This window comes from Bradyrhizobium sp. UFLA05-153 (assembly GCF_054185185.1).
In genome coordinates, this window is record NZ_JBBIAM010000018.1 from 49,281 (window position 1) to 75,419 (window position 26,139).

25 protein-coding genes, 2 tRNA genes and 1 pseudogene are annotated in these 26,139 nt (G+C 64.2%); 13 read left to right on the top strand and 15 right to left on the bottom strand.

Annotated elements, in window-relative coordinates:
- Positions 1–128 precede the first annotated feature (128 nt).
- The gene (locus tag Q2941_RS13395; RefSeq protein ID WP_458192767.1) at positions 129–887 is read left to right on the top strand and encodes a proteasome-type protease; all 759 of its coding nucleotides are present in this window, start codon (positions 129–131) and stop codon (positions 885–887) included.
- 23 nt (positions 888–910) lie between these two features.
- Positions 911–1,669: an SDR family oxidoreductase gene (locus Q2941_RS13400; protein WP_027526403.1), complete on the top strand. Its 759-nt coding sequence runs from the start codon at positions 911–913 to the stop codon at positions 1,667–1,669.
- A 107-nt stretch (positions 1,670–1,776) separates the two neighbouring features.
- Here the strand turns inward: Q2941_RS13400 and Q2941_RS13405 are convergent, their stop codons facing one another.
- On the bottom strand, positions 1,777–2,997 hold the full coding sequence (locus Q2941_RS13405; RefSeq protein ID WP_458192768.1) for an MFS transporter: 1,221 nt from the start codon (positions 2,995–2,997) through the stop codon (positions 1,777–1,779).
- 162 nt (positions 2,998–3,159) lie between these two features.
- On the opposite strand from Q2941_RS13405, the gene Q2941_RS13410 reads away from it, so the two are divergent.
- Positions 3,160–4,410 (top strand): NupC/NupG family nucleoside CNT transporter, encoded by a 1,251-nt coding sequence (locus Q2941_RS13410; RefSeq protein WP_458192769.1) that lies wholly within the window; start codon positions 3,160–3,162, stop codon positions 4,408–4,410.
- A gap of 117 nt (positions 4,411–4,527) precedes the next feature.
- Here the strand turns inward: Q2941_RS13410 and Q2941_RS13415 are convergent, their stop codons facing one another.
- The gene (locus Q2941_RS13415) at positions 4,528–5,061 is read right to left on the bottom strand and encodes a cupin domain-containing protein (protein WP_027526400.1); all 534 of its coding nucleotides are present in this window, start codon (positions 5,059–5,061) and stop codon (positions 4,528–4,530) included.
- A 162-nt stretch (positions 5,062–5,223) separates the two neighbouring features.
- Positions 5,224–5,511, bottom strand: a complete 288-nt coding sequence (locus Q2941_RS13420) for an usg protein (protein ID WP_027526399.1) — start codon at positions 5,509–5,511, stop codon at positions 5,224–5,226.
- A 378-nt stretch (positions 5,512–5,889) separates the two neighbouring features.
- On the opposite strand from Q2941_RS13420, the gene groES reads away from it, so the two are divergent.
- Together groES and groL are read left to right on the top strand one after the other, a co-directional pair.
- A complete protein-coding gene (gene groES / locus Q2941_RS13425) occupies positions 5,890–6,204 on the top strand; it encodes a co-chaperone GroES (protein WP_212407848.1) in 315 nt (104 codons plus the stop codon).
- Between the two features lie 91 nt (positions 6,205–6,295).
- Complete coding sequence (gene groL / locus Q2941_RS13430) at positions 6,296–7,936, top strand: chaperonin GroEL (RefSeq protein WP_458192770.1); 1,641 nt, start codon at positions 6,296–6,298, stop codon at positions 7,934–7,936.
- Between the two features lie 155 nt (positions 7,937–8,091).
- On the opposite strand, the pseudogene Q2941_RS13435 reads toward groL, so the two are convergent.
- The 6 genes and pseudogenes from Q2941_RS13435 to Q2941_RS13460 form a co-directional block, all read right to left on the bottom strand.
- A pseudogene (locus Q2941_RS13435) lies at positions 8,092–8,360 on the bottom strand (GIY-YIG nuclease family protein).
- Positions 8,361–8,477: 117 nt separating this feature from the next.
- Positions 8,478–9,224 carry a signal peptidase I gene (gene lepB, locus Q2941_RS13440; RefSeq protein ID WP_458192771.1) on the bottom strand — a complete coding sequence of 249 codons (747 nt, stop codon included), beginning with the start codon at positions 9,222–9,224 and terminating at the stop codon, positions 8,478–8,480.
- 142 nt (positions 9,225–9,366) lie between these two features.
- Positions 9,367–10,518 carry a slipin family protein gene (locus tag Q2941_RS13445; RefSeq protein WP_458192772.1) on the bottom strand — a complete coding sequence of 384 codons (1,152 nt, stop codon included), beginning with the start codon at positions 10,516–10,518 and terminating at the stop codon, positions 9,367–9,369.
- A 340-nt stretch (positions 10,519–10,858) separates the two neighbouring features.
- Positions 10,859–10,922 (bottom strand) — tRNA-Lys (locus Q2941_RS13450).
- A gap of 6 nt (positions 10,923–10,928) precedes the next feature.
- Positions 10,929–11,000: transfer RNA gene (locus Q2941_RS13455), tRNA-Leu, on the bottom strand.
- Positions 11,001–11,183: 183 nt separating this feature from the next.
- The gene (locus Q2941_RS13460; protein ID WP_458192773.1) at positions 11,184–12,023 is read right to left on the bottom strand and encodes a LysR family transcriptional regulator; all 840 of its coding nucleotides are present in this window, start codon (positions 12,021–12,023) and stop codon (positions 11,184–11,186) included.
- Between the two features lie 129 nt (positions 12,024–12,152).
- Between Q2941_RS13460 and Q2941_RS13465 the strand changes: the two genes are divergently transcribed.
- On the top strand, positions 12,153–12,746 hold the full coding sequence (locus Q2941_RS13465) for a cysteine hydrolase family protein (protein WP_027525287.1): 594 nt from the start codon (positions 12,153–12,155) through the stop codon (positions 12,744–12,746).
- A 29-nt stretch (positions 12,747–12,775) separates the two neighbouring features.
- A complete protein-coding gene (locus Q2941_RS13470) occupies positions 12,776–13,405 on the top strand; it encodes a glutathione binding-like protein (RefSeq protein ID WP_027525288.1) in 630 nt (209 codons plus the stop codon).
- Positions 13,406–13,409: 4 nt separating this feature from the next.
- Here the strand turns inward: Q2941_RS13470 and Q2941_RS13475 are convergent, their stop codons facing one another.
- Positions 13,410–14,570: a DUF2778 domain-containing protein gene (locus tag Q2941_RS13475; RefSeq protein WP_371260508.1), complete on the bottom strand. Its 1,161-nt coding sequence runs from the start codon at positions 14,568–14,570 to the stop codon at positions 13,410–13,412.
- Between the two features lie 572 nt (positions 14,571–15,142).
- On the opposite strand from Q2941_RS13475, the gene Q2941_RS13480 reads away from it, so the two are divergent.
- Positions 15,143–15,682, top strand: a complete 540-nt coding sequence (locus Q2941_RS13480; protein WP_027525290.1) for a FecR domain-containing protein — start codon at positions 15,143–15,145, stop codon at positions 15,680–15,682.
- A 49-nt stretch (positions 15,683–15,731) separates the two neighbouring features.
- Positions 15,732–17,708, top strand: a complete 1,977-nt coding sequence (locus tag Q2941_RS13485) for a CHASE2 domain-containing protein (RefSeq protein ID WP_458192774.1) — start codon at positions 15,732–15,734, stop codon at positions 17,706–17,708.
- On the opposite strand, the gene Q2941_RS13490 is transcribed toward Q2941_RS13485, so the two are convergent.
- The 5 genes from Q2941_RS13490 to Q2941_RS13510 all read right to left on the bottom strand — a co-directional run bounded on the left by Q2941_RS13490 (position 17,636) and on the right by Q2941_RS13510 (position 22,246).
- Positions 17,636–19,138 (bottom strand): glycosyltransferase family 39 protein, encoded by a 1,503-nt coding sequence (locus Q2941_RS13490; protein ID WP_458192775.1) that lies wholly within the window; start codon positions 19,136–19,138, stop codon positions 17,636–17,638. The two genes, Q2941_RS13485 and Q2941_RS13490, sit on opposite strands and share 73 nt — an antisense overlap.
- Before the next feature lie 6 nt (positions 19,139–19,144).
- Positions 19,145–20,290: a glycosyltransferase family 2 protein gene (locus tag Q2941_RS13495; protein ID WP_458192776.1), complete on the bottom strand. Its 1,146-nt coding sequence runs from the start codon at positions 20,288–20,290 to the stop codon at positions 19,145–19,147.
- A gap of 229 nt (positions 20,291–20,519) precedes the next feature.
- Positions 20,520–20,723 carry a hypothetical protein gene (locus tag Q2941_RS13500; protein ID WP_027525293.1) on the bottom strand — a complete coding sequence of 68 codons (204 nt, stop codon included), beginning with the start codon at positions 20,721–20,723 and terminating at the stop codon, positions 20,520–20,522.
- Between the two features lie 93 nt (positions 20,724–20,816).
- Positions 20,817–21,179, bottom strand: a complete 363-nt coding sequence (locus Q2941_RS13505) for a hypothetical protein (RefSeq protein WP_027525294.1) — start codon at positions 21,177–21,179, stop codon at positions 20,817–20,819.
- A 554-nt stretch (positions 21,180–21,733) separates the two neighbouring features.
- Entirely contained in the window at positions 21,734–22,246 is a 513-nt protein-coding gene (locus tag Q2941_RS13510) for an Lrp/AsnC family transcriptional regulator (protein ID WP_051389911.1), read from the bottom strand.
- Between the two features lie 164 nt (positions 22,247–22,410).
- Here Q2941_RS13510 and Q2941_RS13515 point away from each other — a divergent pair, with 164 nt between their 5' ends.
- The 4 genes from Q2941_RS13515 to Q2941_RS13530 are packed head-to-tail and all read left to right on the top strand — an operon-like array spanning position 22,411 to position 26,136.
- Positions 22,411–22,647, top strand: coding sequence for a hypothetical protein (locus tag Q2941_RS13515; RefSeq protein ID WP_458192777.1), 237 nt, complete (start codon positions 22,411–22,413; stop codon positions 22,645–22,647).
- Entirely contained in the window at positions 22,644–23,903 is a 1,260-nt protein-coding gene (locus tag Q2941_RS13520) for a 3-methyl-2-oxobutanoate dehydrogenase (2-methylpropanoyl-transferring) subunit alpha (protein WP_254113792.1), read from the top strand. The genes Q2941_RS13515 and Q2941_RS13520 overlap by 4 nt, the downstream gene beginning before the upstream one ends.
- A gap of 3 nt (positions 23,904–23,906) precedes the next feature.
- Positions 23,907–24,920, top strand: coding sequence for an alpha-ketoacid dehydrogenase subunit beta (locus tag Q2941_RS13525; RefSeq protein WP_254111739.1), 1,014 nt, complete (start codon positions 23,907–23,909; stop codon positions 24,918–24,920).
- 1 nt (position 24,921) lies between these two features.
- On the top strand, positions 24,922–26,136 hold the full coding sequence (locus Q2941_RS13530; protein ID WP_458192778.1) for a dihydrolipoamide acetyltransferase family protein: 1,215 nt from the start codon (positions 24,922–24,924) through the stop codon (positions 26,134–26,136).
- Positions 26,137–26,139 lie beyond the last annotated feature (3 nt).

The window sequence follows — 26,139 nt, forward strand, 5'->3', positions numbered from 1 at the left end:
CTTCTAGCGGGTTGCTACGGCGCGCGCCAAGGAAAGGTTTCACGGGGCCGCGGGCGGGGAAATGGGTTGGAGGGCCACGCGAAATTGGCTACTAGTCTTGCGCAACTTGTTCGCGTTCGGGGACAGAAATGACCTATTGCTGCGGAATCCTGGTTCGGGAAGGTCTGGTCATGATCGCCGACACCCGGACCAATGCGGGGCTGGACAACGTCTCGACCTTCCGCAAGCTGCACATCTTCTCCAAGCCCGGCGATCGCATCATGGCGGTCGCCAGCGCCGGAAATCTCGCGATCAGCCAGTCCGTGCTGTCGACGCTGACCGAGGGTATGGAGGATCCCGACACGGGCGACATCGAGACGCTGATGAACGCGCCGACCATGTTCCAGGCGGCACAGCGCATCGGCCGTGCGATCCGCGAAGTGCACGCCACCGAGGCTGCGCCGCTCAAGGCCGAGGACATCAATTTCGACGTCTCGTTCCTGTTCGGCGGCCAGATCAAGGGCTCGCGGATGCGATTGTTCATGGTCTATCCGGCTGGCAACTTCATCGAGTGCACCACCGACACGCCGTACCTTCAGATCGGCGAGCATAAATACGGCAAGCCGGTGCTCGACCGCGCGATGCATTACGATATCGAGCTCTATGAGGCGCTGAAGACCGGCCTGATCTCGATGGATTCGACCATGCGCTCCAATCTCGGCGTGGGCCTTCCGATCGACGTGCTGGTGGCTCGCACCGATGCCTGCGACGCCGACCTCAACCACCGCATCGAGGCCGGCGAGCCCTATTTCCACGACCTGCGCTCGCGCTGGTCGGCGGCCTTGCGCGCCGCGCATCAGAACATTCCGCGGCCGCCCTACAAGAACGACAAAGAACCCAAAACCTGACAGAGAAGAAAAGGCAGGAAACGATGAGTGAAGCGAAAAAGATCGCAGTGGTGACCGGCGCCGGCACCGGTGTCGGACGCGCAGCCGCACTGGCGCTGATGAACGCCGGCTTCACCGTGGTGCTGACCGGACGCCGGCTCGAGATGCTCGAGGAGACCGCAAAGCTCGGCCCCGCAGGCAAGAGCCTCTGCGTCTCCGCCGACATGACCAACCCCGGCTCGATCGCCGCGCTGTTCACCAAGGTCAAGGACACCTATGGCCGGCTCGACGTGCTCTTCAACAATGCCGGCATGGGCGCGCCTCCCGTGAACTTCGAGGATCTCAGCCTCGAGCAGTGGCAGGCGGTGGTGAACACCAACCTCACCGGCCCCTTCCTCTGCACCCAGCACGCCTTCCGCATCATGAAGGACCAGAACCCGCGCGGCGGCCGCATCATCAACAACGGCTCGATCTCCGCGCACGCGCCGCGGCCGTTCTCGGCCGCCTATACCTCGACCAAGCACGCGATCACGGGCCTTACCAGGGCTTCCAACCTCGACGGCCGCGCCTATGACATCGCGGTCGGCCAGGTCGACATCGGCAATGCCGCCACCCCCATGACCGACCGCATGGTCAACGGTCCCGGCGTGTTGCAGCCCGATGGCACGACGAAGCACGAGCCGCGCATGGACGCGAATGCGGTCGGCGATGCCGTCGCCTACATGGCCGGCCTGCCGTTAGACGCCAACGTGCTGTTCATGACGGTCATGGCGACCAAGATGCCGTTCGTGGGACGCGGCTAACTCTGTCTCTCGCTCTCCCCGCATTGCGGGGAGAGCGTCGCCCCTGCTCTCAAAAAACCGAAAACAACCCCATGCACAGTAGGCGCAGCGGCGCCGACGGTATCATTTTACTCCAGCCGCTCCACTTTCCGCAGGCTCGGGAACAGCTTCATCCATAGCAGCGCGACCGCGATGGTGCCGATGCCGCCGAGCACGGCGGCGGGCATCGCGCCGAACAGCGCGGCGGTGAGCCCGCTCTCGAACTGGCCGAGTTGGTTCGAGGCGTTGATGAAGAGGAAGTTGACCGCGCCGACGCGGCCGCGCATCTCGTCGGGCGTTGCGAGCTGCACCAGTGAAAAACGGATCACGACGCTGATCGTATCGGCCGCGCCCAGCACCGCGAGCGCCAGCACCGAGAGCCACATCCACTGCGACAGCGCGAACACGACGGTACCGATACCGAACACGATCACCGCCTGAAACATCCTGATGCCGACGTGACGAGCAATGGCGTGACGTGCCAGCACCATGGTCATCATCAGGGCGCCGACCGCAGGCGCGGCGCGCAGGACGCCCAGACCGAGAGGGCCGGCCTGGAGTATATCGCGGGCATAGATCGGCAACAGCGCGGTGACGCCGCCAAACAGCACCGCGAACAGATCGAGCGAGATGGTGCCGAGGATCGCCGGATTGGAGCGGATGAAACGCACGCCGGCAAAGATGTCATCGTCCGCCGCGCCCCTGGCGGTCGCCTGCGGGCCCGGCTGGATGAAACCGGTCAGGATCATGCCCAGAACCCAGAACAGCACCATCACGGCATAGGCGAAGTGCGGCGCGACCGCATAGGCGAAGCCGCCGAGCGCCGGTCCGGTGATGGTCGCGACCTGCCCCGCGCCGCTGGCAATCGCAGTCGCCCGCTGGAGCGAGCCCTGCGGCGCGATCAGCGGCAGCAGTGCCGCGGTGGTCGGGCTTTCGAACGCGCCGGCGATGCCGAGCGCGAAGGTCGCGACGAAGATCTGCACCTCGCCGATCGCGCCGAGATATGTGCTCGCGGCGAGATAGAGCGCGGTGGCGGCTTCCGCGAGCTGGCAGAGCTGGACGACGCGCTTGCGCTCGAAGCGGTCGGCGGCGTGGCCGGCGACGAACACCAACAGCGCTGTGGGGAGGAACTGCACCAGCCCGACCAGGCCCAGCGCAAAGGCCGAACCCGTGAGATCGTAGATCTGCCAGCCGATCGCAACCGCCGCGATCTGGCTGGAAAAACGCGACAGACTGCGCGAGAGCAGGAAGAAGAGGAATGGCGGGTGCTTGATGAGTTCGCCGGCTCTGACCGGCGGGTTCGCGGACATTGGCTGCTCTTGAGCGAGGCCCGTGGCGCCCCGCGCGGCTGGTGTTGACGTTGACGCGTGACTGAGGCCGGAGGTCTTGTCAACAACCGGTCGGCTCCGGCGCGCCCGGCATTGCCTTTACGACGGCCCGGCTGCCATAATCATTGCGGGATTGGGGACATCATGCTGCGACTGCAATCGGCACTCGGCGTTTTCGCATTGCTGTTGATCGCCTTCGCGCTGGCGGAGAACCGTCGCGCGGTATCGCTGCGCCAGGCGGGAATCGGCCTCGTCGTGACCTTCCTCACCGCGATCGTCCTGCTCAAGCTGCCATTCGTCGCGCATGCTTTCGGCGCCATCAACGACGCGGTCGGGGCGATCTCGGCGGCCTCGCGCGCCGGCACGTCGTTCGTGTTCGGCTATGTCGGCGGCGGCCCCCTGCCCTTCGACCTCAAGGCACCCGGCGCCGACTTCATCCTCGCCTTCCAGGCGCTGCCGATCGTGCTCGTCATGAGCGTGCTGACGACGCTGTTGTTCTATTGGCGCGTGCTGCCCCCGATCGTGCGCGGCATGGCGTGGCTGCTCGAGCGCACGCTGGGGGTCGGCGGCGCAGTCGGGCTGTCGACCGCGGCGAACATCTTCCTCGGCATGGTGGAAGCGCCGCTGTTCGTGCGTCCGTATCTGGCGCAGATGACGCGCAGCGAATTGTTCCTGGTGATGACCGGCGGCATGGCCGGCATCGCCGGCACCGTGCTGGTGCTCTATGCGACGCTGCTTGCGCCGCTGATCCCGGATGCGGCCGCGCATTTCGTCATCGCCTCCGTGCTCGGCGCGCCGGGCGCAATCCTGATCAGCCTGATCATGGTGCCGGAGACCGGTGACCGGCTCACCGGCGGCTCGCTCGAAGACCCTGACATGCACGCCTCCGGTACGATGGATGCGATCGTCAAGGGCACCTCCGCGGGGCTCGAGCTGCTGCTCAACATCGTCGCCATGCTGATCGTGCTGGTGGCGCTGGTCTATCTTGCCAATGCGGTGCTCGGCCTGTTGCCCAATGTCGGCGGCACCGCGATCTCGCTGCAGCGGGTGCTGGGGCTCGTGATGGCGCCGGTGTGCTGGCTGATGGGGCTGCCATGGGACCAGGCCGTCACCGCCGGCAGCCTGATGGGCACCAAGACGGTGCTCAACGAGCTGATCGCCTATGTCGATCTGTCAAGACTCGCCCCCGACGCGCTCGATGCGCGCTCGCGCCTGATCATGCTCTATGCGATGTGCGGCTTCGCCAATTTCGCGAGCCTCGGCATCATGATCGGCGGCCTCGGCGTCATGGCTCCGGAGCGCCGTGATGAGATCAACGCGCTTGGGCTGAAGTCGATCGTGTCGGGCACACTGACGACGTGCCTGATGGGCGCGATCGTGGGGGTGCTGAATTAGGCTCTCTCCGCCCGTCATTGCGAGGAGCGAAGCGACGAAGCAATCCAGAGTGCATCCGCGGATACATTTCTGGATTGCTTCGCTTCGCTCGCAATGACGGCGGAATTCCTGGCGCGCTTACGCCGTGATCTCCACCGTCTTGAACTCGGCCGGCAGGATGATCTCCAGCAATTCCACGTCGTCGGAATAGTCGAGGATCATGTGCTTGATCTTCGGCGGCTGCGTCCAGGCACTGCCGGCTTTCATCAGCGTTTCGCCCTGGCCGTCCATGTAGGTCTTCACCCAGCCCTTGAGCACGTAGACCATCTGGAATTCGACGTCGTGATAGTGGAGCTTTGACACCTCGGCCGGATTGCAGGGCGGCAGCAGGCGGATGACGTGGGCCTGCGCGAGACCGTGCGTTGCCGCGGCAATGCCGAGATCGCGATAATGCGCGTAGGTGCGCAGGCCGTCGGCTTTGAAATCCTCCTCACGGTGATGGCTGACGGCGATGCGTTGCTTGGGCCGGGCGCGTGTTTTCGCAGGTGTGGTGCGAGCTTTTGCCTTCACCGCCTTGCGGGCTGAAGATCGCGTAGCGACCTTGTTGCCGTGCCACTTCTTCTTCACCGCCGATTGCGCCGCGCTGCGCGAGGTCACCTTCCGTTTGGCCATGGCCTCCTCCCATTCTTGTTCTGGAGGCAAAGGCTAGCACGAATTCTCAAAACCGTAGGGTGGGCAAAGAAGCGCAAGCGACGTGCCCACCACTTCTGCGCCGTGGCGACCAAAGAGGTGGGCACGCTTCGCTTTGCCCACCCTACAGATCCGTCCAAGCCGTCAATGCAGCCTGAACACGCCGTCGACCGCGCGCAGTTCGGCCGGCTTGATCAGCTTGGAATGCGCCACCGTCACCGAATAGAGGGGGCCGTCGAGCTTCTCCTCCCAGAAGGCGAGGAAATCCGTCAGCGCCGGGAATTTCGGAAACAGATCGTAGTTCTGCCAGATGTAGGTCTGGAGCAGCGAAGGATGATCCGGCATCCGGTAAAGAATTTGCGCCGTCGTCAGCCCGTAACCCAGCAACTGTTTCCGGAGGTCGTCGGAAACGCCCCCAACCCGCAAGCCCATGCCAGCCTCCTTTTCAGGAGCGCATATTCAAGGGGTGGCCTACTCGGACTGCCCTAAAGAGCCACCCGGAAACGATGCGCTCACATGAGAGAAATGTGACGCACACTGCCACCCCATCTCAAGCCCAAAAGTTTAACAAGTTGTTGAAATTCAATGCTTTAGCAGCAGATCGCGGCGCCTGCTAATAGCCGGCGAGGCCCGGTTAACGATGGTAAATGTTTTTGGCAGACAGGCCTTCTGAGTGCTGATTTTTCTGCTAGAAGCCCTTGCTCCCGTAAAAAACCTGTCCTATCTCCATTTTGCCTGCGTAGCACTCGCGGGCATCGACTGCTAACAACCCAAAAATCTCCATCTCGTGCAAATGCTTAGGAGGACTGCATGAAATTCCGTCCGCTTCACGACCGCGTCGTGGTCAAGCGCATCGACGCAGAAGAGAAGACCGCTGGCGGCATCATCATTCCCGATACGGCCAAGGAAAAGCCCTCGCAGGGCGAAGTGATCGCCGTTGGCCCCGGCGGCCGCGACGAGAGCGGCAAGCTGATCCCGATCGACGTCCAGGTCGGCGACCGCGTGCTGTTCGGCAAATGGTCGGGCACCGAGGTCAAGATCGACGGCCAGGACCTGTTGATCATGAAGGAAAGCGACATCATGGGCGTGCTCGAAGCTCCCGCTTCGAAGAAGAAGGCCGCCTAATTCAACCGCTCGCACCGCTCACCCCTGAGGAGCGCCTGCCGGGCGCCTCGCCAAGGGTGAGATGAGACCAAGACAACTCAGGGAAACCAATATGTCAGCCAAAGAAGTGAAATTCGGCGTCGACGCCCGCGACCGCATGCTGCGCGGCGTCGAGATCCTCTCCAACGCCGTGAAGGTCACGCTCGGTCCGAAGGGCCGCAACGTCGTCCTCGACAAGTCGTTCGGCGCTCCCCGCATCACCAAGGACGGCGTCACCGTCGCCAAGGAGATCGAGCTCGACGACAAGTTCGAGAACATGGGCGCCCAGATGGTGCGCGAAGTCGCCTCCAAGTCCGCTGACGCGGCCGGCGACGGCACCACCACCGCGACGGTGCTCGCGGCTGCGATCGTCCGTGAAGGCGCCAAGGCGGTTGCCGCCGGCATGAACCCGATGGACCTCAAGCGCGGTATCGACCTCGCCGTCGACGCCGTCGTCGCGGACCTCCAGAAGAACTCCAAGAAGGTCACCTCGAACGACGAGATTGCCCAGGTCGGCACCATCTCGGCCAATGGCGACCAGGAGATCGGCAAGTTCCTCTCCGACGCCATGAAGAAGGTCGGCAACGAGGGTGTCATCACCGTCGAGGAAGCCAAGTCGCTCGAGACCGAGCTCGACGTCGTCGAGGGCATGCAGTTCGACCGCGGCTACATCTCTCCCTACTTCGTCACCAACGCCGACAAGATGCGCGTTGAGATGGACGACGCCTACATCCTCATCAACGAGAAGAAGCTCTCCTCGCTGAACGAGCTGCTGCCGCTGCTCGAGGCCGTGGTGCAGACCGGCAAGCCGCTGATCATCGTCGCCGAGGACGTCGAAGGCGAGGCGCTCGCGACCCTGGTCGTCAACCGCCTGCGCGGCGGCCTGAAGGTCGCGGCCGTCAAGGCTCCGGGCTTCGGCGATCGCCGCAAGGCCATGCTGCAGGACATCGCGATCCTGACCGGCGGCCAGGCGATCTCGGAAGATCTCGGCATCAAGCTCGAGAACGTGACGCTCAACATGCTCGGCCGCGCCAAGAAGGTGATGATCGACAAGGAGAACACCACGATCGTCAACGGCGCCGGCAAGAAGGCCGACATCGAGGCGCGCGTGGCCCAGATCAAGGCGCAGATCGAGGAGACCACCTCGGACTACGACCGTGAGAAGCTCCAGGAGCGTCTCGCCAAGCTCGCCGGCGGCGTCGCGGTGATCCGCGTCGGCGGCGCGACCGAGGTCGAGGTCAAGGAGCGCAAGGATCGCGTTGATGACGCGATGCACGCGACCCGCGCCGCGGTCGAGGAAGGCATTGTCCCGGGCGGCGGCGTCGCCCTGCTCCGTGCTTCCGAGCAGCTCAAGGGCATCCGCACCAAGAACGACGACCAGAAGACCGGCGTCGAGATCGTGCGCAAGGCGCTGTCCTGGCCCGCTCGCCAGATCGCGATCAACGCCGGCGAAGACGGTTCGGTGATCGTCGGCAAGATCCTCGAGAAGGATCAGTACGCCTACGGCTTCGACTCGCAGACCGGCGAGTACGGCAACCTCGTCACCAAGGGCATCATCGACCCGACCAAGGTCGTGCGCACCGCGATCCAGAACGCCTCCTCCGTGGCGGCGCTGCTGATCACCACCGAGGCCATGGTCGCCGAGCTGCCGAAGAAGGCCGCTGCCGGCCCCGCCATGCCCCCGGGCGGCGGCATGGGCGGCATGGACTTCTGATCCAGCCGTTCTGGCAAACTCAAGAAATGCGAAACCCCGGCAGCGATGCCGGGGTTTTTGTTTTTATGCGCACTTTCTCCGCCCGTCATTCCGGGGCGCGCGAAGCGCGAGCTATGATGCGCAATTGCGCATCTGAGAATCCATAACCACGAACGTCAGTTGGTTATCCCGGAATAGAGATCGTCCCAGTTCGGGTTCTGCTCCTCGATCAGCCGCGTCTTCCAATCGCGCCGCCACTTCTTGAGCTCCTTCTCGCGCGCGATGGCATCGCTGCGTCATCGTAGACCTCAAACAGCACGAGCTTGTCGACGCCGTACTTTGTCGTGAAGCCGGGAACGGCTTTCGTTTTGTGCTCGCCAACGCAGCGTACGAGGTCGTTGGTCACGTCGATGTTGAGCGTGCCGTGCTTCTTGCTCGCGAGGATGTAGACGTACTAGGCCATTGCAAGCGCCTGGGGTTATGGATTCTCAGATGCGCAATTGCGCATCATAGCTCGCGCTTCGCGCGCCCCGGAATGACAGCTGAGAGAGCTGCAGCCCCCTCACCTCACCACCTTCCAGAACCGCTCCATGCGCGGGTCGCCGTCCTCGTCCATCGACCAGAAGATGCGGCTGACGCGGCCGACGAGATTGTCCATCGGCACGTAGCCGATCGAGGTCATCACGCGGCTGTCGGTCGAGCTGTCCCTGTTGTCGCCGAGCACGAAGACGTGGCCGGCCGGCACGGTGAAGACGAGCGTGTTGTCGTAGAGGCCGTTGTCGATGCAGTCATAGGTCTCGTAGCTCACGCCGTTCGGCAGCGTCTCGCGCCAACGCTTCACTCTTGCGCGATCGAGGCCGCACACGTTGGCGCTGGGGGAATCCTTCAACCGCTCGCGCGCGACCGGGCGGTCGTTGATGACGAGCTCGCCCTCCTGCATCTGGATGCGGTCGCCGGGCAGCCCCACCACGCGCTTGATGTAGTCGACGTTCGAATCCATCCCTGAGCGAAACACCACGATGTCGCCGCGCACGGGATCGGATGCGGAGATGCGCCCCGAGAACAAGGGTAGTGCATAGGGAAAGGAGTAGCGGCCGTAGCCATAGGCATACTTGCTGGCGAGGACGTAATCGCCCGTTAGCAGCGCCGGCGCCATCGAGCCGGAGGGGATGCTGAACGGCTCGAACAGGAAGAAGCGAAACACGAGCGGCGGCGACCACAGCACCGGGATCAACAGAATCAGGATCAGAACCGCCTTCCATTCACTGGATCGCGGCTTCGGACGAACGGATTCTTGAAGAGTGGTCATAATCCTGCCCGCGATACCTTCGAACGCGTCGAGACTGTCGCGCGGCTCGGCGCACTCAATACTCGCCTCACCTTGGTCGCAGTGTCCCTGCACTTCGTTCACCGGATAAACGAAAGGCCGCCCGTGGGCGGCCTTTCTGACGTCACGCGCTCTCGGGCGCCTTCAGGCGCACCAGCCGGGTGAGCAGGGCATCGAGGCCCTCGCCGTCACCGGCATGGAGGTCGATGCGGCCGACCTTCTCGACCAGCCGCTCCAGCGACTCCAGCTCCTTGAGCCGCAGCAGCAGGGGGTTCTCCTCCATCAGGCGGGCGGTGTTCAGAAGCGAACGCGTCGCCGCGGTCTCTTCCTGCCGGCGGATCAGGTTCGCCTTCGCGACCCGCTCCGCCTCCACCACCTTGTTCACCAGCTCCCGGATTTCGCCGGGCAGGATCACATCCTTGACGCCGAGCTCGGTGACCTCGACGCCGGATACCGCGACGCGTGCGCGCACATAGTCGCGCAGCTCCGCATCCAGCGCCGCCTTCGCCGACAGCACCTCGTCCAGCGTTCGGCCCGCCACCGCCTCGCGGATCGCGAACTGCACCAGGCGGTACAGCCAGGCATCCACGTCGGGCACGGTCGCAACCGTCCGCTCGGGATCGACGATCCTGCGGAACGCCGTCAGCGTCACCCGCAGCGCGATGCGATCCTTGGTCAGCATCTCCTGCGCGGTGATCTCGACCGCCTGGGGCCGCAGGTCGAGGCGCTTCACCTCGATCTTGCGGCCGACGGTCCAGAAGGCGTGCCGGCCGGGCGCAAGCCGCTCCACGAGCCGGCCCTCGACATAGAGCAGGCCCGCCTCGTGGTTCTCGACCACCGTCTCGCTCACGACGGTCGAACGATTGCGCTCGATCATGGTCAGGTGCCGCGCATCGACCTGGGGATCGCGCGACACATCGATGCGCTCGACATCGATGCGGGTTGCGACCTTCCAGTAGACACGCACCTGCCAGGGCGTCATCAGGTGCACGGGCCGTCCGTCAAGGCTGACGATGGCGATCTCGTCCGCCTTGGTCTCGACCGCCTCGAACAGCTCGGCGGCAAGATCAGGCCGTGCGGCCTTCAGCACCGCGTAGCGATCCGCAGAGAATTCGCTGCGAACCACATCGAGCACTTCAGCCTTCAGCTCGTGCAGGGGATCGAACAGGCGATGCCGACCGGGCGCAAGCACGCGCACGAGCTGCCCGTTGCGCGTGAGCAACGCACGCTCGCCATCCTTCACCGTCACGTTCAGCATCAGCAAATGCCAGCTCATGGCACGCCTCCATCATGTTGCCCTCCGGCCAGACGCGGCCGGACGGCGGGTTTCGTTTGCAAAGGACGTGAGGACGCGGACGACGCTTCCTGAGAAATCGGCGGGCCGGGGCTTGAGCTTGCGTGATGACGGGCGCACGCGCGCAATCGCCCGACGTGTGTCGAGCGGTCGCACGGAGCCACCCGGCATCGGCGCAAGCGGTATCTACCCGCGGCGCAAAGCCGGTCTCACAGTGTCGTTGTGCGGACGGAAAGCCTTTCGGCAAAACGGCCGGACTGCGACTGAAGCGCGCGTCCGGTCCCCTTCAGAGGAATCAGCTTTCTAGGCTGAAACGGAGCGCTGGAGCGGGATTCGAACCCGCGTCACGATGATTAAACGTCATCTGCTCTACCACTGAGCTATCCTTTGGTTGGTACAAGAAATCGGAATCGAACCGATGCCTTCGGATTTTACCCCGACGCTCTCCATGAGCTACATCCTGCATCTTCGTTCGGCGGAACACGAAACCGGAGACCGGCCCGCGCCAGTCGGGTCTCAGAGAGCCCGAACACATGGCCAACGCGAAGGAGCGCGCTCATAAGGCAAGCCGAGCTCGATTGCAAGCGTGATTCTTGCGACAATTTGAATTCGGCGCGCGAAGCCGCGAGATTGGTCGCCGGAAGCCGTTAGCTTTTCGCGAAATCCTTGAAGCAGGAGCGCACCCACTCGATCGTCAGACGCGTTGCGGGATCGCGCTTGAGGTGGTTTTGCACCAGCAGCCAGACGTCGCGGCGCCGGGGAAGCAAGGTGGCGCGCAGGCTGCGATCGACGAGCAACGCCTCGCAGCTGTATTCGGGCAGCACGCCGATCACCTGATGCGACTGGATCAGGGTGCGCATGACGCGGATGTTGTCGGTGACGCAGCGCGCATTCTTCAGCCGCTTCGCGCGCAAGAATTGCGCCTCGGGGATCGCGTCGAGCTCGTCCGGATAGCCGCACACGATCGGGTCGATGTCGCTCCGATCCGCCGGCTCGAAGAAATACAGGCGCACGTCGGCGAGCTTCGAAATCGTGAAATCGCCCTTGTCGGGCTTGCGCAGGCGAATGGCCAGATCGGCCTGCCAGCGCGAGAATTTCACATTCTCGCTCGAGGTGAGGAATTGCAGCGTCAGCCCGGGATTGTCGCGCAGAAAAGCTTGCGCGCGCGGCGCCAGCAGCTCCTCGGCGACCGTATTGGTGGAGGCGATACGCAAGCGGCCGACTGCACCGGGCTCGCTCTCGCCGATGCGATCGATCGCGGCGATATGCGCCGCCATGGCCTTGACGTGCTCGAGCACCGCTTCGCAATGGCGGGTCGGCCGGCGCAATCCGTCGACCGCCTCGAACAGGGGCACGCCGAGGTCGCGCTGGATCCGGGCGAGCCTGCGCCCGACCGTGGTCTCATCGATGCGCAGCCGTGCGCTGGCACCGGCATAGGTGCCCTCCTCCCGCACGGCCGCGATGATGCGGAGATCGTCCCAGTTCATGCAGCCATTTAGCACGCACGGCGCCACGCCTGCAAATTCGCAGCCATATGCTGCAATATTCCTGCACAATAGCAGGCCGGAGCTGCGCTAGGTTTTGTCGATCTGACGTCACCGAAAGGCAGCCTCACCATGACCGCTCCCAAGACCCTGCTCGAACTCGCCGGCGCTGATTTGAGCCTGCCCCGGCTCGGCGAGAGCTGTCTCGTCCTGATCGATCTCCAGAACGAATATCGCGCAGGCCCGCTGGCGCTGCCCGATGCGGAGGCGGCCATCGCGCGCGCGGCGCAACTGTTGGCCCGCGCGCGGCAGAGCGGTGCGGCGATCCTCCATATCGCGCACAAGGGCCGATCGGGCGGCCTGTTCGACCGCGAGGCGGAGCGCGGCGCGATCATTGCGAGCCTGGCGCCGCTCGCAACCGAGCCGGTGATCGAAAAGGCGCTGCCGAATGCGTTTGCCGGCACTGACCTGCAAGCACGGCTTGCCGCGACCGGGCGCAAGAACATCGTCATCGCGGGTTTCATGACCCACATGTGCGTCAGCTCGAGCGCGCGCGCCGCGCTCGATCTCGGTCTGCGCACCACGATTGCCTCGGATGCCTGCGCGACGCGCGACCTGCCTGACGGCCGCGGCGGCACGATCGCAGCCAGAACCGTTCATGACGTTGCACTCGCCGAACTGTCTGACCGCTTTGCCATCATCGCGCGCAGCGATGCGTTGATCTGATCAAATCCGAACACGGAGCATATCAACACATGCTGCAGCTCTTCTTCCGGCCAATGGCCTGCTCGCTCGCAAGCCGTATTGCGTTGATGGAGGCTGGCATCGAGGCGCGCTATCACCTCGTCGATCTCTGGACCAAGAAGGTCGTGGACGACGGCAGCGACTTCCGTAGCGTTTCGCCAAAAGGCGCCGTGCCGGTGCTGGTCCTGGAGAATGGCGAACGGCTGACCGAGAGCGCAGCGGTGCTGCAATATATCGCCGACTTGAAGCCTGAGCTCGGTCTCGCGCCGCGGCCCGGCGATCCCGATCGCTATCGCCTGCAGGAGTGGCTCAGCTTCATCGGCGCCGAGATCCACAAGGCGTTCCTGTTTCCGAGCTTCTGGTACAAGGACGAGGCGTCGCTTGCGAAGCCGCGTGCAAGAATCGGACAGACACTATCGATGCCCGCCACGCATCTCGCCGAGCGCGAATTCCTGGTCAGCGACCGCTTCACCGTTGCGGATGCGCATCTCACCTGGGCCTTGCTGCTGCTCCGTCCCGCAGGCGTCGACATTGCGCAATGGCCGTCGCTGGTCAGCTATCTCGCCCGCATGCAGGCGCGGCCCGCGGTGCGGGACGCGATTGCGACCGAAATGGCGCTGCGCAAGACAGTGACGGCTTAAGGTCTCACTCCACCCGCGCGAGCACGGCGAGCTTGCGGATGCCCCTGTTGCGGTAGGCATCAAGGAAGGCCGAGTAGTCGCGGAACGACACGCAGCCGTTGGAATCGCCGTTGGGTCCGAGCATGAAGGTGTGCGCGAGCAGGCCGTCGCGGCCGTAGATCGCGTTCTCGCCGCCGATCGGCGTCAGCCGCAACGCCGGTACGCCGTGGAACAGCGCCTCGCGCGGCTTCAGCGTATAGATGTGCGGCGGCGTCACGCCGCGCATGCGGACACGCGAGGAGTGCGGATCGTCGAGATTCGAGCCGAGGCCGGAATGCGCCTCGAGCTTCGTGCCGTCGGGCAGATACACCGTCTTGGCGGTGATGTCGTAGACCGCCGTGTCGCGGTCATAGGGCGGCGCACCGCCGAGCATCGGGTTCTGCTCCTTCGGCGCGATGCTCGCGGTCACACTCGCATCGGCTGAAGCGTAAGCAAGCAGGCCGCCTGACGGCTCGCGCTTGCCCCAGAGCTTCTCGACCATCGACTGCCGCGGCCCGGTGATCGCCATCACCGCCGCCTTCGCGCGATCGGCGAAAGACTTGGGCTTCGCCTCTGGCACGCGCGCGGTCTCGGCCGGCTCGGCCGAGGCAAGCTGCACCGGCGCATCTGCGCCGCGCTTGGCCTTTGCGGCGTCTGCGATCTTGGCGGGGCCTTGCGCCTTCGGCGCTTCCGCGACCTTCACAGGCGCGGCGGGCTTCGCGGTCTCCTTGGCGTCGGCAACGTTCGTGGCGGGCGCCTGCGGCGCCGCGCTCGCCGCGTTGGACGCCACGCTCTGCGGGGCTGCGGCGGCAAAACGCTCGTTGAACATTTCGCGGGTCATCGGCGTGACCACCCGCCCGCGATCGGGCAGCATCGCAAAAACTTCCCTGACCGCTTCGCCGGCCTCGCGCAGCGCGACCTTCGGCGCACGCTTGATCACGGGCTCGTCGTAGCCGGCGGTGCCAACGGTCGGATAGACGTTCGCGCCGAAGACGTTGTTGTAGACGGTCCAGCCGGCGCCCAGCACGAGGCAGCCGATCGCGGCGGCGCCGACGATGGTCTGGGTGGTCACTTTCCGGGAAGACTTCCGAGAATTCTTCTTGGACTTCCGTGCCGCGTTACTTTGCGCAGCGATACTCGTACTCATTCGCCTTGCGTCCAGGACGGTGTCACTCAGTCCCCCTTCGAAGTGCCGCTGCTGGTCACGGTCCGAGAACTGCATCTCGCAGAGGGTCGGAGCGTCATTAAGGCGACTTTTAGTTAAATGCGGATTAAGTTCGGGCGGATATGGGGCATCCCGCAAAGGCTGTCCCATTTCGGGAAAAAGTCCGCAGAATTACGGACTTAGACGAAGTTGTTAACCATATTTCTCGACCGGTTTGGCGCGATGATCTGCCCCCTCCGGTCACATCTCATGACGCATCCAACCACGGCCTTTTCGTGATCTTGAACGCCGCCGGATCATAGCGACGGAGCGTTGCGCGAGGCTGGCGGACTCCTCTGATGCGACACGCGATGCGCCGGCTGACATCGGTCTCATCGCGCGCCGAACGCCCACGCTACACGGCGCGCTGACCCAGAGTTGATTGCTCACGATCTGGAAAAGAGCCCAGCGACAAAATAGGTCCCATCTCGGCACTTTTCGGCAGCCTCTGCGCGTGATACGGTACCGTATCAAGATTGCCTTGAAATGTGCCGAGCACGCCAATGGAGGCTGGCATGAGAAGGGTCGCACACGCCGGATTTTGGTCTCTGGCGTCGTCGTTCTTGTTGATCGGACAGGCTGTCGCGCAGCCTGCCGGCGCGGGTTGCACGTCATCGCCGTCGGCCGCGGGAACGCAGACCGCTCATACGCAGACTTGGCGCTGCGACAACGGCATCACGATCGTTGCGGAAAATGGCGCCAGATTTGAACTTAAGGACGCCAACCGCGACGGACATATCGACTCGGTCGAGTTGAGCAGCAAGGCACTGCTGGTCGAAGTTCCCAAGAAGCCCCGCGGCAATCCCTTCAAGGTGCTGACGCCGCAGGCGATCGCCGCGGTGCGCGGCACGAGATGGGCCGTCGATGCCGCCGACGGCAGCAAGACGTCCGTATTCGTCGCCGACGGACGTGTCGGCGTCAGCCGCAGGGCTCGCGGACGGGCCGTCGTGCTCGGACCGGGCGAAGGCGTCGACGTCGAGGCGACCAGCATGGCGGAGGTCAAGCGCTGGGGCCAGCCACGCATCGACGCCTTGATGGCAAGACTCGGACAATAAGACTCGGACAATAGAGGTTCGGACAATAGGTGACGGCAGAACGAAGGGTATGAGTAGCCGACGTGTTCAGATCCTGGTTGCGCTCGTCCTCACTGCGCTGTGGGGCGCCGCCATTTACGTCGCTCACGCGAACGGCCATCTGCGGTTTCTCGATCGTCTCGAGGCGACGCTGACGGACTTGCGAACCTTGGCGCGCGGCGCGCAGCCTCCGCCCGATCTCGTCACCATCGTTGCGATCGACGACACCGTCGTGAAGCGCGGCGGCCGTTATCCGCTTCCCCGCGCCGACCTCGCGCGCGTCGTCGATGCCGTCGCGCAGTTCAAGCCGAAGGTGATTGCCGTCGACCTCCTGCTGGTCGATCCAGGCGCCAGACTCGGCGATGCCATGCTGGCGCGTTCGCTCGCTGGCGGCCCAACGGTGCTTGCCGCCGCGGCGATCTTTCCAACCACCAGCGATACCGTGGCAAGGAGCAGCGAAGGGCCGCTCGCCGCCCTGCCCCAGGCCGAGCGTTTCCTGCTGCCGCTGCCGGCCTTCGCCGATCACGCCGAGGTCGGCATCGTCAATGTTGCGACGGGGCAGTCCGGCTCCCCGCTCTCGGTCCCGATGCTGTTCCGGACCGGCGACAAGGTTGAGCTGTCGTTTCCGCTGCGTGTTGCGAGCCGCGCGCTCGGCCAGCCGCTGACGATTGCGCCCGATCACCTGATGCTCGGCGATCGCACGGTTTCGACCGACACCGACTTTTCGCTACCGATTACATATTACGGCCCGCGCCGCACGATCCGCACGTTGAGCGCGCAGAACGTGTTCGACGGCACGCTCGATCGCGGGACAATCGAGAACCGGATCGTCGTGATCGGCGCATCGGTGTCCGGCGGCGGCGATTTCTTCCCGACGCCGTTCGACACCCTGATGCCCGGCGTCGAGGTCGTCTCGACCGCGATCACGCACCTCGTCGCCGGCGACGGCATCGTGCGCGACCGCAAGGTTCATGTCGCGGACGCATTCGCCGCGATCCTGCTGCCAATGGTCCTGGTGGGTCTGCTTGCCTGGCGGCGCAGCGCGATCGGCCTCATTGCTGCCGTGGTGGTGGTGATGGCGTGGGCCGCTCTCAACCTGTTCGCGTTCACGCACGGTATCTGGCTCAACGCCGCAACCACGCTCGCGGCCGCGGTGCCGCCGGTTGCGATCTTTACCGGCGTGCAATTGTGGGCGGGCAGCCGCAGGACGCAGTACCTGACAGCAAAGAGCAGATCGTTGGCGCAATTCCAGGCACTCGCCGTACAGGAGTGGCTGGCGCGCGATCCCGATTTCCTCAGCGAGCCGGTTCGCCAGAATGCCGCCATCGTCTTCATCGACCTCTCCGGCTTCACTGCGCTCAGCGAACGGCTTGATCCGGACACGCTTCGCGAGCTGCTCAAGGCGTTTCATGCGCTGGTCGACAAGACGGCGGTCTCGTCCGGTGGAATGATCACCGGCTTCCTCGGCGACGGCGCCATGATCCTGTTCGGCCTGCCGCGCCCAACGCCTGACGACGCTGCGCGTGCCGTCAAATGCTCGCTCGAGCTGCACCGCGTTGTGAAAGACTGGATGGCATCGCTGCCAGCACCATACAGGGATCAGCTCGGCTTCAAGATCGGCGCGCATTTTGGTCCGATCGTCGCCTCGCGCCTCGGCGGAAGCCACCAGCACATCACCGCGACAGGCGACAACGTCAACGTGGCGAACCGGTTGATGGAGGTCGCCGCCCAGCACGATGCGCGGCTCGCGTTCAGCGATACCCTGCTGGACGCGGCCGACTTCCACGGTGATCCCCACGGCATTCTGACGGGACCGTTGCAGACGAAGGTTCGTGGCCGCGCCAGTGCGGTCACCGTCTGGTTCTGGCACGAAGAGCAGCAGCCGGGACAGACCGCGACTGAGGCCGACGCTGCGGGCTGCGAGCTCGAAACCCGTTACCGGGCTTCCGGCGGCGGCGAACGGTCGAGAACATCGCCTCTGGCGCCCTCCAGCAAATCGATCCCGTAGGTCTCGACGACAAACGGCCCCCGCTTGCGCTGCAATTCCGCAACGCGCGTCACCTGCGCGAAGATCTCGTTGAAGAAGGGGTGACCGCCGGCGCGGAGTTCGTCGACATAGAGCAAATTGCCGGCCAAGAGTTGCGGATCGGGCTCGCCCATGTTGACCCAGCGGATACGCTGGTCCCGCTGGACCACGCAGGTGCCGGGCGGCAGATAGAAGGCGAGCCAGGCGGTGGTGCCGTAGTCCGGCGCCAGGATGCAGGTCGCGTCGGTCTTCGCGCGGACCGCCTCGATCTCGGATGCGAGCGCGCGCCAGCCGACGCCGACGCTGCGCACGGTGGCGTCGCGGCGATAGCCGGACAGCCAGCCGGTATTGGCCTGCACGATGAGGGCCGCAAACATCGCGATGCCGGCGGGGGCCGCCCATTTCAGGCAGAATGCGACAAGGTCCTGCTGTCGCGGCTTCCATTGCGCGATGTGGGCGGCGACCGCGGCCGCGACCGCGAAGGCGGGGTAGACCGGCGCGAACCAGTTCGCCTCGACGCGGGCATGCAGCGAATGCCAGACGAAATAGGCGACGATGGTCCAGAACATCGCCTCGATCAGCACGCGCGAGGCCAGCGCGCCGGCCCGGCGCCAGGTCAGCGCGTGCAGGCCCATCGCACCGAGGATGAAGACCAGGGGTGTTGCGAACGCGATCTGAGTCGGGATCAGCTCGGCGATGAAGACCGGACGGAAGTCCTCGATCCTCGCGCGCCCGAGCTGCTTTGCGAACGAGACCCAGTGATGATCCGCATTCCAGAGGATCACCGGCGAGAACAGCGCGAGCGCAACGAGGCCGCCGAGATAGGGCCAGGGCGACAGGAACCAGCGCCGCAGCTTCGGCACCGCCGCGAGCCAGATCAGGATCGCGGCGCCAAAGAACATCGCGGTGTACTTTGACAGCAGCGCCGCACCGACGGCCGCTCCGACCGCAAGCCACCATGCGCCGCGGCCGGTCTCCAGAACCTTGGCCAGGAAGAACAGCACGAAGCTGGAAGCAACCAGCAGCGGCGCATCCGGTGTCACGATCAGCGTACCGATGGAAGCCATCATGGTCACGTTGAGCAGAATGGCGCTGGTTGCGGCCACGCGCGCGCCGCCGAACAGGATCGCGGCGGCGCGGTAGACCGCATAGCTCATCGGCAGCGCGAGCAGGACCGAGACCAGCCGCACGCCGAGCTCGGTGTCCCCCGCGATCATGGTGCCGGCGCGGATGACGTAGGCGACCATCGGCGGGTGGTCGTAGTAGCCGCCCGCCAGGCTCTTCGACCACATCCAGTAATAGGCTTCGTCGAAGGTGATCGGCGTTAAGGCGGCAGCGACCAGCCGCAGCACGACGAGCGCGATGATCATCAGCGCGGTGTTACGGACGATCCGCGCGTCGGCCCCGCCCATGATGCGCTATTTCTTGCGCCAGACGAACAGTCCGGACATCGCGTAGTTCCACACCACGCCCATCAGCGCGCCGGCCATGCCGGCAAGCCACCAGATCGGCTCCTGGTCGTAGACCGAAAAGGCGACGCCGACATTGGCGAACAGGCCGACGCTACAGACGATGTAGAAGGCGATCAGGCCGCGCACGATCGCAAAGCCTTTCAGCCGCTGGTCGCGATAGGTGAGGAAGTTGTTGAGGATGAAGTTGCTGGTCATGGCGACGAGCGCGCCGGAGGCCTGCGCCTCCGCGAACGGCGCCTTGAAGATCTCGAGGGCGATGAAAAGCGTCGTGAGATGCACGACGAGGCCGATGCCGCCGACCATCGCGAACAGAAGGAAGCGCAGCGACACCGCGTCGTTGGTCAGCTTCGCCAGCACGAGGCCCAGGAAATCGAGCGCGACCATGGAATCGAGCTTGCTCTCGCCATGCTGGCGCGCGCCGAAGGTGTAGGGAATTTCGACGGTGCGCAAGCCGCCGCGCGCGGACGCGACGACATCGAGCAGGATCTTGAAGCCATGCACCGAGAGTTTTGGCGCCAGTTGCTCGAAGCGGTCGGTGCGGATCATGAAGAAGCCGCTCATGGGGTCGGCGATCTCGACCTGCAGCACCTGCCTGGCGACTTCGGTCGCAAGCGCGCTGGCGCCGGCGCGCTGCTTGTTGAAGCCTTCGCTCTTGTAGCCCTCGATGTAGCGGCTGCCGACGACGAGTTCGGCCTGCCCGCTCGCGAGCAGCGAGAGCATCTTCGGCAGTTGCGTCTCGTCATGCTGGAGATCGGCGTCGATCACGGCCGCATAGGGCGCGCTTGAGGCCAGAATGCCTTCGATGCAGGCGCCCGACAGGCCGCGGCGGCCGATGCGGCGGATGCAGCGCACGCGGCTGTCGCGCCTGGCGAGCGCGCGCACCACGTCCCAGGTTCCGTCGGGCGAATTGTCGTCGACGAACACCACCTCCCAGGCGATGCCGGCCAGAGTGTCCTCCAGCCGCCGGTACAGGACCGTGACGTTGTCACGCTCGTTGAAGGTGGGGACGACGACGGACAGCTCTGGCGACCGCTGACCCGATTGCGGGGCCTGCGGCGGGGGCTCGGGGGCTGGTCTGATCGCTTCGTTCATGACGGGGAGCGTATATCCGCCGCGTCCTGCGATGCCAAGCCGGGGTTTTGAGGGGAACGCACCTAAAAAAGGGGTACAAAAATGCCAACGACCCCAGAATAACGAGCCGCGCGTACATCCGGCGCAGCCCAAGCTATTCCAAGGTCGTCCCGGCGCCGGAGCGGTGAGCTGCAACGTCGCCGTTATCAGCTAGATAGGAACGTCATTGGCCCTCCGCAAGAGGGCCGGCTTATTGGTTTGGCACTTCGCGGATGACCGGTCCGCGCGGAGCAGGCGCGGCCGGAGCCGCGGGTGCCGCGGCCGCAGGCTGGGCCGCCGCCTTCGGCTTCGGCGGCTTGCCATATTGGCCGATCGGCCCGAACACGACAGCAACCGCCAGCACGATAGCTGCGACGATCGCGCCAAAAATGCCTCCGACCGACTCAGACGTCATCCTGCCCGTTCCCGCTCCGGTGAGCCCTTCTGATATCACGGAAGCGCAGCCAGCCGGAAGGGCCGCAGGTTCCGACGGTTAATTCGCAGCCAGCTAGCGCTGAGGTGTCCTGTGCTTGGCGAAGGCCGTCACGATGTCCTTCTGCGCCGATTCTACCGCCCTGTTCGCGGTCGCGAGATGAGCGCCAGCATCGATGTTGGGATATTGCATCGTCAGATAGTCGAGCAACGCCACCCGGTAATACTGCCGCTCTGAGGGACAGGCGCCGGCGACCGAGCGGGAAAAATCCTGTTCCGAGAGGCCCTGATTGCTGTCGCGTGAATATTCCCGCGCCAGGCAGTGCCAGTAGTCGTCGCGGCCCTGGATCGCCAGCTTGTGCGCCCCTCCAGCATCATCGTCATCGGCAACGGCAGCAGACGTCATCATGACCAGCGCCAGTGCGATCAGCATCCGCATCTTGTTCTCCTGTTATCGCGGTCGAATGACAATAGAGTCTTTGCAGATTTTGCAAAAGGACAAGTCATTTCGATGTCAATCGAAGACCGGTTCGCCCTGAGTTTTTACTGTCAGCTGGATTGTGCGACCCCTTGCGGCGAAATGTTTTTCCGCAGATGGCGTCATCATTTTGTGGCCAGCACTCCGACGGAATTGCTTCTGCATTCAGCACTCCCCCGCGCAGGTGCTTTCCCATTGCCCTCCCCTTCGATCCACAGATGCGCGCTCTTCGCAAGGGACTGATCGACGCTGGATTGAGGGTAAACCAATAAGACGAAGAGCTAGCTTGTCACGAGGTTTACGCGCTATGACGCCGACGACAAGCCGATATTGTCGGCCGATTCCTTCTATGTGATCGTCAAGAAGGATGGGTGCTGGTGAGCGCTGGTGCGATCAAGCTATGTCGGCATCACCGGCAAGAAGACCGCTTTCTGACGAACCCCACTCTCTCAACTGGAACGCAAGGAGCAGACGTCACATTGTGTGACGTCTTCTCATCGCCGCGGCGCATTTGACTAGACCTGCACCGAGGTCAGTTTCTTCAGGCAGCGTAGCGCAAACGACGACCGGCTGTGGCGGATGCCTGGGATGCGATAGAGCTTTTCGCGCAGAAACCGCTCGTAGCCGGCGGTGCTTTCGACCGCGACCTTCACGACGTAGTCGTAATCGCCGGTGGTGAGATAGGCTTCGATCACCTCCGGCAAACTCGTGAGCAGTTGGCCGAAACGTTCGAGCGCCTCCTCGTCGTGGCGATCGAGCGTCACCTCTATGATGACCGTTTCAGGCAGGCCGAGCTTGTCCTGATTGAGCAGCGCGACGTAGCCATCGATATAGCCCTGCGTCTCGAGGCGCTTCAGTCTATTCCAGCATGGTGTGGTGGAGAGGCCAATCCGGTCGGCGAGTTGCGCCGTGGTCAGGCGCGCATCCTGCTGCAAGGCGCGCAGGATCTTGCGATCGATCTCGTCGAGCCGAAGCGCATCCTTGCGCGGAGCCTTGACTGGCCCTGTGGCATGTCGGACTGGCGCCATACCAAGAACTCCATTCTGGACCTATGGCCAATGTGCAGAAAATATATATCACATATTCGCGGGATACCCAGATCAAAAGAACAACAATCCCGAACTTTGCCAGTACGATATACTAACAAAACGAGACACATGCGGTGTTTTCTCTAGAGCTCCAGACCAGCGACATGCACGCCGCACTCGGCCGCCTGCTCGACCAGACGCGCGTCGCGGGACTACGGCTCGTTGCCGTCAGCGCTCGGGCCGAAGCGAACGAATGCCGCATCTCGGCTTCCATAGACATTGATGATCGCGACATCATCGACCGGCTCGCTCGCCGCGTCGGTGCATTGTTCTGCATCGATGCAATTGAGGTGAGAGGTGAATGCCAATGCCCGAACCCAACCTCATGCGTGACGCCATGATCCCGCGGGGCGAGGCGGTTCAATCCGCGGAGCATGCGCCCCTGAAACTGCACGTGCCGGAGCCCGCGGTGCGCCCAGGCGGCACGCCCGATTTCTCGAACATCCGCATTCCCCGCGCAGGCCAGGTCGACCGTCCCGAAATCGACGTGGACGCCGAGGCGATCCGCGACCTCGCCTTCTCTGTCATCCGCGTGCTCAACCGCGAGGGCAAAGCCGTCGGTCCATGGGCGGGCACGCTCTCTGACAGCGAATTGCTCGAGGGCCTTCGGCACATGATGACTTTGCGCGCGTTCGATGCGCGCATGCAGATGGCGCAGCGCCAGGGCAAGACGTCTTTCTACATGCAGCATATGGGCGAAGAGGCCGTGAGCTGCGCCTTCCGCAGGGCGCTCCTGCCGGGCGACATGAATTTTCCGACCTACCGCCAGGCGGGACTTCTGATCGCCGGTGGCTACTCGCTGGTCGACATGGCCAACCAGATCTACTCGAACACGCACGATCCCCTGAAGGGACGTCAGCTGCCCGTGATGTATTCCTCGCGGGAGCACGGCTTCTTCTCGATCTCCGGCAATCTCGCTACCCAGTACATCCAGGCGGTCGGCTGGGCGATGGCATCTGCGATCAAGAACGATACCAAGATCGCCGTTGCGTGGATCGGCGACGGCGCAACCGCCGAGTCCGACTTCCACGCGGCGCTGGTGTTCGCTTCGACCTATCGCGCGCCGGTCGTGCTCAACATCGTCAACAATCAGTGGGCCATCTCGACCTTCCAGGGCATCGCACGCGGCGGCTCCGGCACGTTCGCGGCACGCGGTCTTGGCTTCGGCATTCCGGCGCTGCGCGTCGACGGCAACGATTACCTTGCGGTCCATGCCGTCGCGAAATGGGCCTGCGAGCGTGCACGCCGCAATCTCGGCCCGACCCTGATCGAACACGTGACCTATCGCGTCGGCGCGCATTCCACCTCCGACGATCCCGCGGGCTATCGGCCGAAGACGGAATCCGAGGCATGGCCGTTGGGCGATCCCGTGATCCGGCTCAAGAACCATTTGATCGTTCGCGGTGTCTGGTCGGAGGAACGGCATAAGCAGACGGAGGCCGAGATCCTCGACACCGTGACCTCGGCACAGAAGGAGGCCGAAAGCTACGGCACGCTTCATTCCGAGCAACGTCCATCCGCGCGCGACATGTTCGAGGGCGTATTCGCGGCGATGCCGCCGCATCTGCGCCGCCAGCGCCAGGAAGCGGGAGTCTGAAACGTGCCACGGCGGACAATGATCGAAGCGATCCGGGACGCCATGGACGTGATGATGTCGCGCGATGACGATGTCGTCGTGTTCGGCGAGGACGTCGGCTATTTCGGCGGGGTATTCCGGGCAAGCCAGGGCCTGCAGGCGAAATATGGTACGAGCCGTTGTTTCGATACGCCGATCAGCGAGCTCGGCATCGTCGGTATCGCCGTCGGCATGGCCGCTTACGGCCTGAAACCCTGTGTCGAAATCCAGTTCGCGGATTACATGTATCCGGCCTACGACCAGATCGTCTCCGAGGCGGCGCGGCTGCGCTATCGCTCCAACGGCCAGTTCACCTGCCCTCTCGTGGTGCGGATGCCAACCGGTGGCGGCATTTTCGGCGGCCAGACGCATAGCCAGAGCCCGGAAGCGTTGTTCACCCATGTCTGCGGTATCAAGACGGTGGTGCCCTCGAATCCCCGCGACGCCAAGGGTCTCCTGATCTCGGCTATCGAGGACCCCGATCCCGTGATCTTCCTCGAGCCGAAGCGGCTCTATAACGGCCCATTCGACGGCCATCATGATCGGCCGGTCACGCCATGGTCGAAGCACGATCTCGGCGAGGTCGACGACGGACATTTTGCCATTCCGCTCGGCAGCGCCGCGATCCGCCGGCCGGGCAAAGCCGTCACCATTCTCGCCTATGGGACGATGGTGCACGTCGCCGAGACTGCGGCAACCGAAACCGGTGTCGACGCCGAGATCATCGATCTTCGCACACTGCTGCCGCTCGATCTCGATACCATCGAAAGCTCCGTCAAGAAGACCGGACGTTGCGTTATCGTGCACGAGGCGACACTGACCTCAGGTTTCGGTGCCGAGCTCTGCGCACTCGTTCAGACGCGATGCTTCTATCATCTGGAAGCGCCGATCGCGCGTGTCGCCGGCTGGGACACGCCCTACCCGCACGCGCAGGAATGGGACTACTTCCCCGGACCCGCGCGGATCGGCCGTGCGCTGATCGAAACGCTGGAGGCGTGAGATGGCGGAACGCGCCGTCAAGCTGCCCGACGTCGGCGAAGGCATCGCGGAAGCCGAACTCGTGGAATGGCACGTGAAGGTCGGCGACATCGTGCGCGAGGACGCCGTGCTCGGTGCAGTCATGACCGACAAGGCGACGGTGGAAATCCCCTCGCCCGCCGAAGGCCGCGTCATCTGGCTCGCCGGGCATGTGGGCGATGTGCTCGCCATTGGTTCGGACTTCGTTCGGCTGGAAGTTGAAGGCAAGGCCGAGCCACCGGCCGAGATGAAGACGACCAAAACAGTCGCTCAACCTGTGGCCGCGACACCGCTTCGGCCAGCGGTTGCGGAACCTCCCGGCGAGCAAACCAAGCCGCTGGCTTCCCCAGCGGTCCGCTTGCGCGCGCGTGAAGCAGGCCTCGACCTGCGCCAGATACAGGGCACGGGTCCTGCCGGGCGCATCACCCATGCCGATCTCGACGCCCATCTTGCGCACAGTTCCGTCGGTGCCGCGGCGACCACATACCTGACGAAGACCGGCGTCGAAGACATCAAGATCGCCGGTCTCCGCCGCAAGATCGCGGAGAAGATGTCGATCGCGAACTCGCGCATTCCCCACATCACCTATGTCGAGGAGGTCGACGTCACCGCACTTGAGGATCTACGTGGCAAGCTTAATGGCCAGCAGCGGCCCGGCAAGCCGAAGCTGACCTTGCTGCCATTCCTCATGCGCGCGATGGTCCGCGCGATCGCCCAACAGCCGATGCTGAATGCCCATTTCGACGACGAGTCCGGCATCGTGCACCGACATGACGGCGTCCACATCGGGATCGCCACTCAGACACAAAATGGCCTGGTGGTGCCGGTGGTTCGACATGCTGAATCGCGCGACATCTGGAGTTGTGCCGCGGAGGTCGCTCGGCTCGCCGAAGCGGCTCGGAAAGGCAGCGCCTCGCGCGACGAACTCAGCGGCTCGACCATCACGATCACGTCCCTCGGGGCCATGGGCGGGCTTGCGACCACCCCAATCATCAATCATCCCGAGGTCGCGATCATCGGCGTCAACCGCATCGCCGTCCGTCCACATTGGGACGGCGCGGCCTTCGTACCGCGCCAGATGATGAACCTGTCGTCCAGCTTCGATCATCGCGTGATCGACGGTTTTGATGCCGCGCAGTTCGTGCAGCGAATCAAGACGCAGCTCGAGACGCCTGCCATGATCTTCATTGACGCATAGAGC

What these genes read in the sequence shown, in the direction of transcription:
- Q2941_RS13405 (WP_458192768.1), bottom strand. Translation starts at nt 2,997, where the DNA reads ATGTCCGCGAACCCGCCGGTCAGAGCCGGCGAACTCATCAAGCACCCG.
- Q2941_RS13490 (WP_458192775.1), bottom strand. Translation starts at nt 19,138, where the DNA reads ATGGGCGGGGCCGACGCGCGGATCGTCCGTAACACCGCGCTGATGATC.
- Q2941_RS13400 (WP_027526403.1), top strand. Translation starts at nt 911, where the DNA reads ATGAGTGAAGCGAAAAAGATCGCAGTGGTGACCGGCGCCGGCACCGGT.
- Q2941_RS13520 (WP_254113792.1), top strand. Translation starts at nt 22,644, where the DNA reads ATGATCCCGCGGGGCGAGGCGGTTCAATCCGCGGAGCATGCGCCCCTG.
- lepB (WP_458192771.1), bottom strand. Translation starts at nt 9,224, where the DNA reads ATGACCACTCTTCAAGAATCCGTTCGTCCGAAGCCGCGATCCAGTGAA.
- Q2941_RS13510 (WP_051389911.1), bottom strand. Translation starts at nt 22,246, where the DNA reads ATGGCGCCAGTCCGACATGCCACAGGGCCAGTCAAGGCTCCGCGCAAG.
- Q2941_RS13515 (WP_458192777.1), top strand. Translation starts at nt 22,411, where the DNA reads ATGCACGCCGCACTCGGCCGCCTGCTCGACCAGACGCGCGTCGCGGGA.
- Q2941_RS13530 (WP_458192778.1), top strand. Translation starts at nt 24,922, where the DNA reads ATGGCGGAACGCGCCGTCAAGCTGCCCGACGTCGGCGAAGGCATCGCG.
- Q2941_RS13500 (WP_027525293.1), bottom strand. Translation starts at nt 20,723, where the DNA reads ATGACGTCTGAGTCGGTCGGAGGCATTTTTGGCGCGATCGTCGCAGCT.
- Q2941_RS13460 (WP_458192773.1), bottom strand. Translation starts at nt 12,023, where the DNA reads ATGAACTGGGACGATCTCCGCATCATCGCGGCCGTGCGGGAGGAGGGC.
- Q2941_RS13445 (WP_458192772.1), bottom strand. Translation starts at nt 10,518, where the DNA reads ATGAGCTGGCATTTGCTGATGCTGAACGTGACGGTGAAGGATGGCGAG.
- Q2941_RS13415 (WP_027526400.1), bottom strand. Translation starts at nt 5,061, where the DNA reads ATGGCCAAACGGAAGGTGACCTCGCGCAGCGCGGCGCAATCGGCGGTG.
- Q2941_RS13485 (WP_458192774.1), top strand. Translation starts at nt 15,732, where the DNA reads ATGAGTAGCCGACGTGTTCAGATCCTGGTTGCGCTCGTCCTCACTGCG.
- groES (WP_212407848.1), top strand. Translation starts at nt 5,890, where the DNA reads ATGAAATTCCGTCCGCTTCACGACCGCGTCGTGGTCAAGCGCATCGAC.
- Q2941_RS13495 (WP_458192776.1), bottom strand. Translation starts at nt 20,290, where the DNA reads ATGAACGAAGCGATCAGACCAGCCCCCGAGCCCCCGCCGCAGGCCCCG.
- Q2941_RS13395 (WP_458192767.1), top strand. Translation starts at nt 129, where the DNA reads ATGACCTATTGCTGCGGAATCCTGGTTCGGGAAGGTCTGGTCATGATC.
- Q2941_RS13505 (WP_027525294.1), bottom strand. Translation starts at nt 21,179, where the DNA reads ATGCGGATGCTGATCGCACTGGCGCTGGTCATGATGACGTCTGCTGCC.
- Q2941_RS13420 (WP_027526399.1), bottom strand. Translation starts at nt 5,511, where the DNA reads ATGGGCTTGCGGGTTGGGGGCGTTTCCGACGACCTCCGGAAACAGTTG.
- Q2941_RS13475 (WP_371260508.1), bottom strand. Translation starts at nt 14,570, where the DNA reads ATGAGTACGAGTATCGCTGCGCAAAGTAACGCGGCACGGAAGTCCAAG.
- Q2941_RS13410 (WP_458192769.1), top strand. Translation starts at nt 3,160, where the DNA reads ATGCTGCGACTGCAATCGGCACTCGGCGTTTTCGCATTGCTGTTGATC.
- Q2941_RS13470 (WP_027525288.1), top strand. Translation starts at nt 12,776, where the DNA reads ATGCTGCAGCTCTTCTTCCGGCCAATGGCCTGCTCGCTCGCAAGCCGT.
- Q2941_RS13465 (WP_027525287.1), top strand. Translation starts at nt 12,153, where the DNA reads ATGACCGCTCCCAAGACCCTGCTCGAACTCGCCGGCGCTGATTTGAGC.
- Q2941_RS13480 (WP_027525290.1), top strand. Translation starts at nt 15,143, where the DNA reads ATGAGAAGGGTCGCACACGCCGGATTTTGGTCTCTGGCGTCGTCGTTC.
- groL (WP_458192770.1), top strand. Translation starts at nt 6,296, where the DNA reads ATGTCAGCCAAAGAAGTGAAATTCGGCGTCGACGCCCGCGACCGCATG.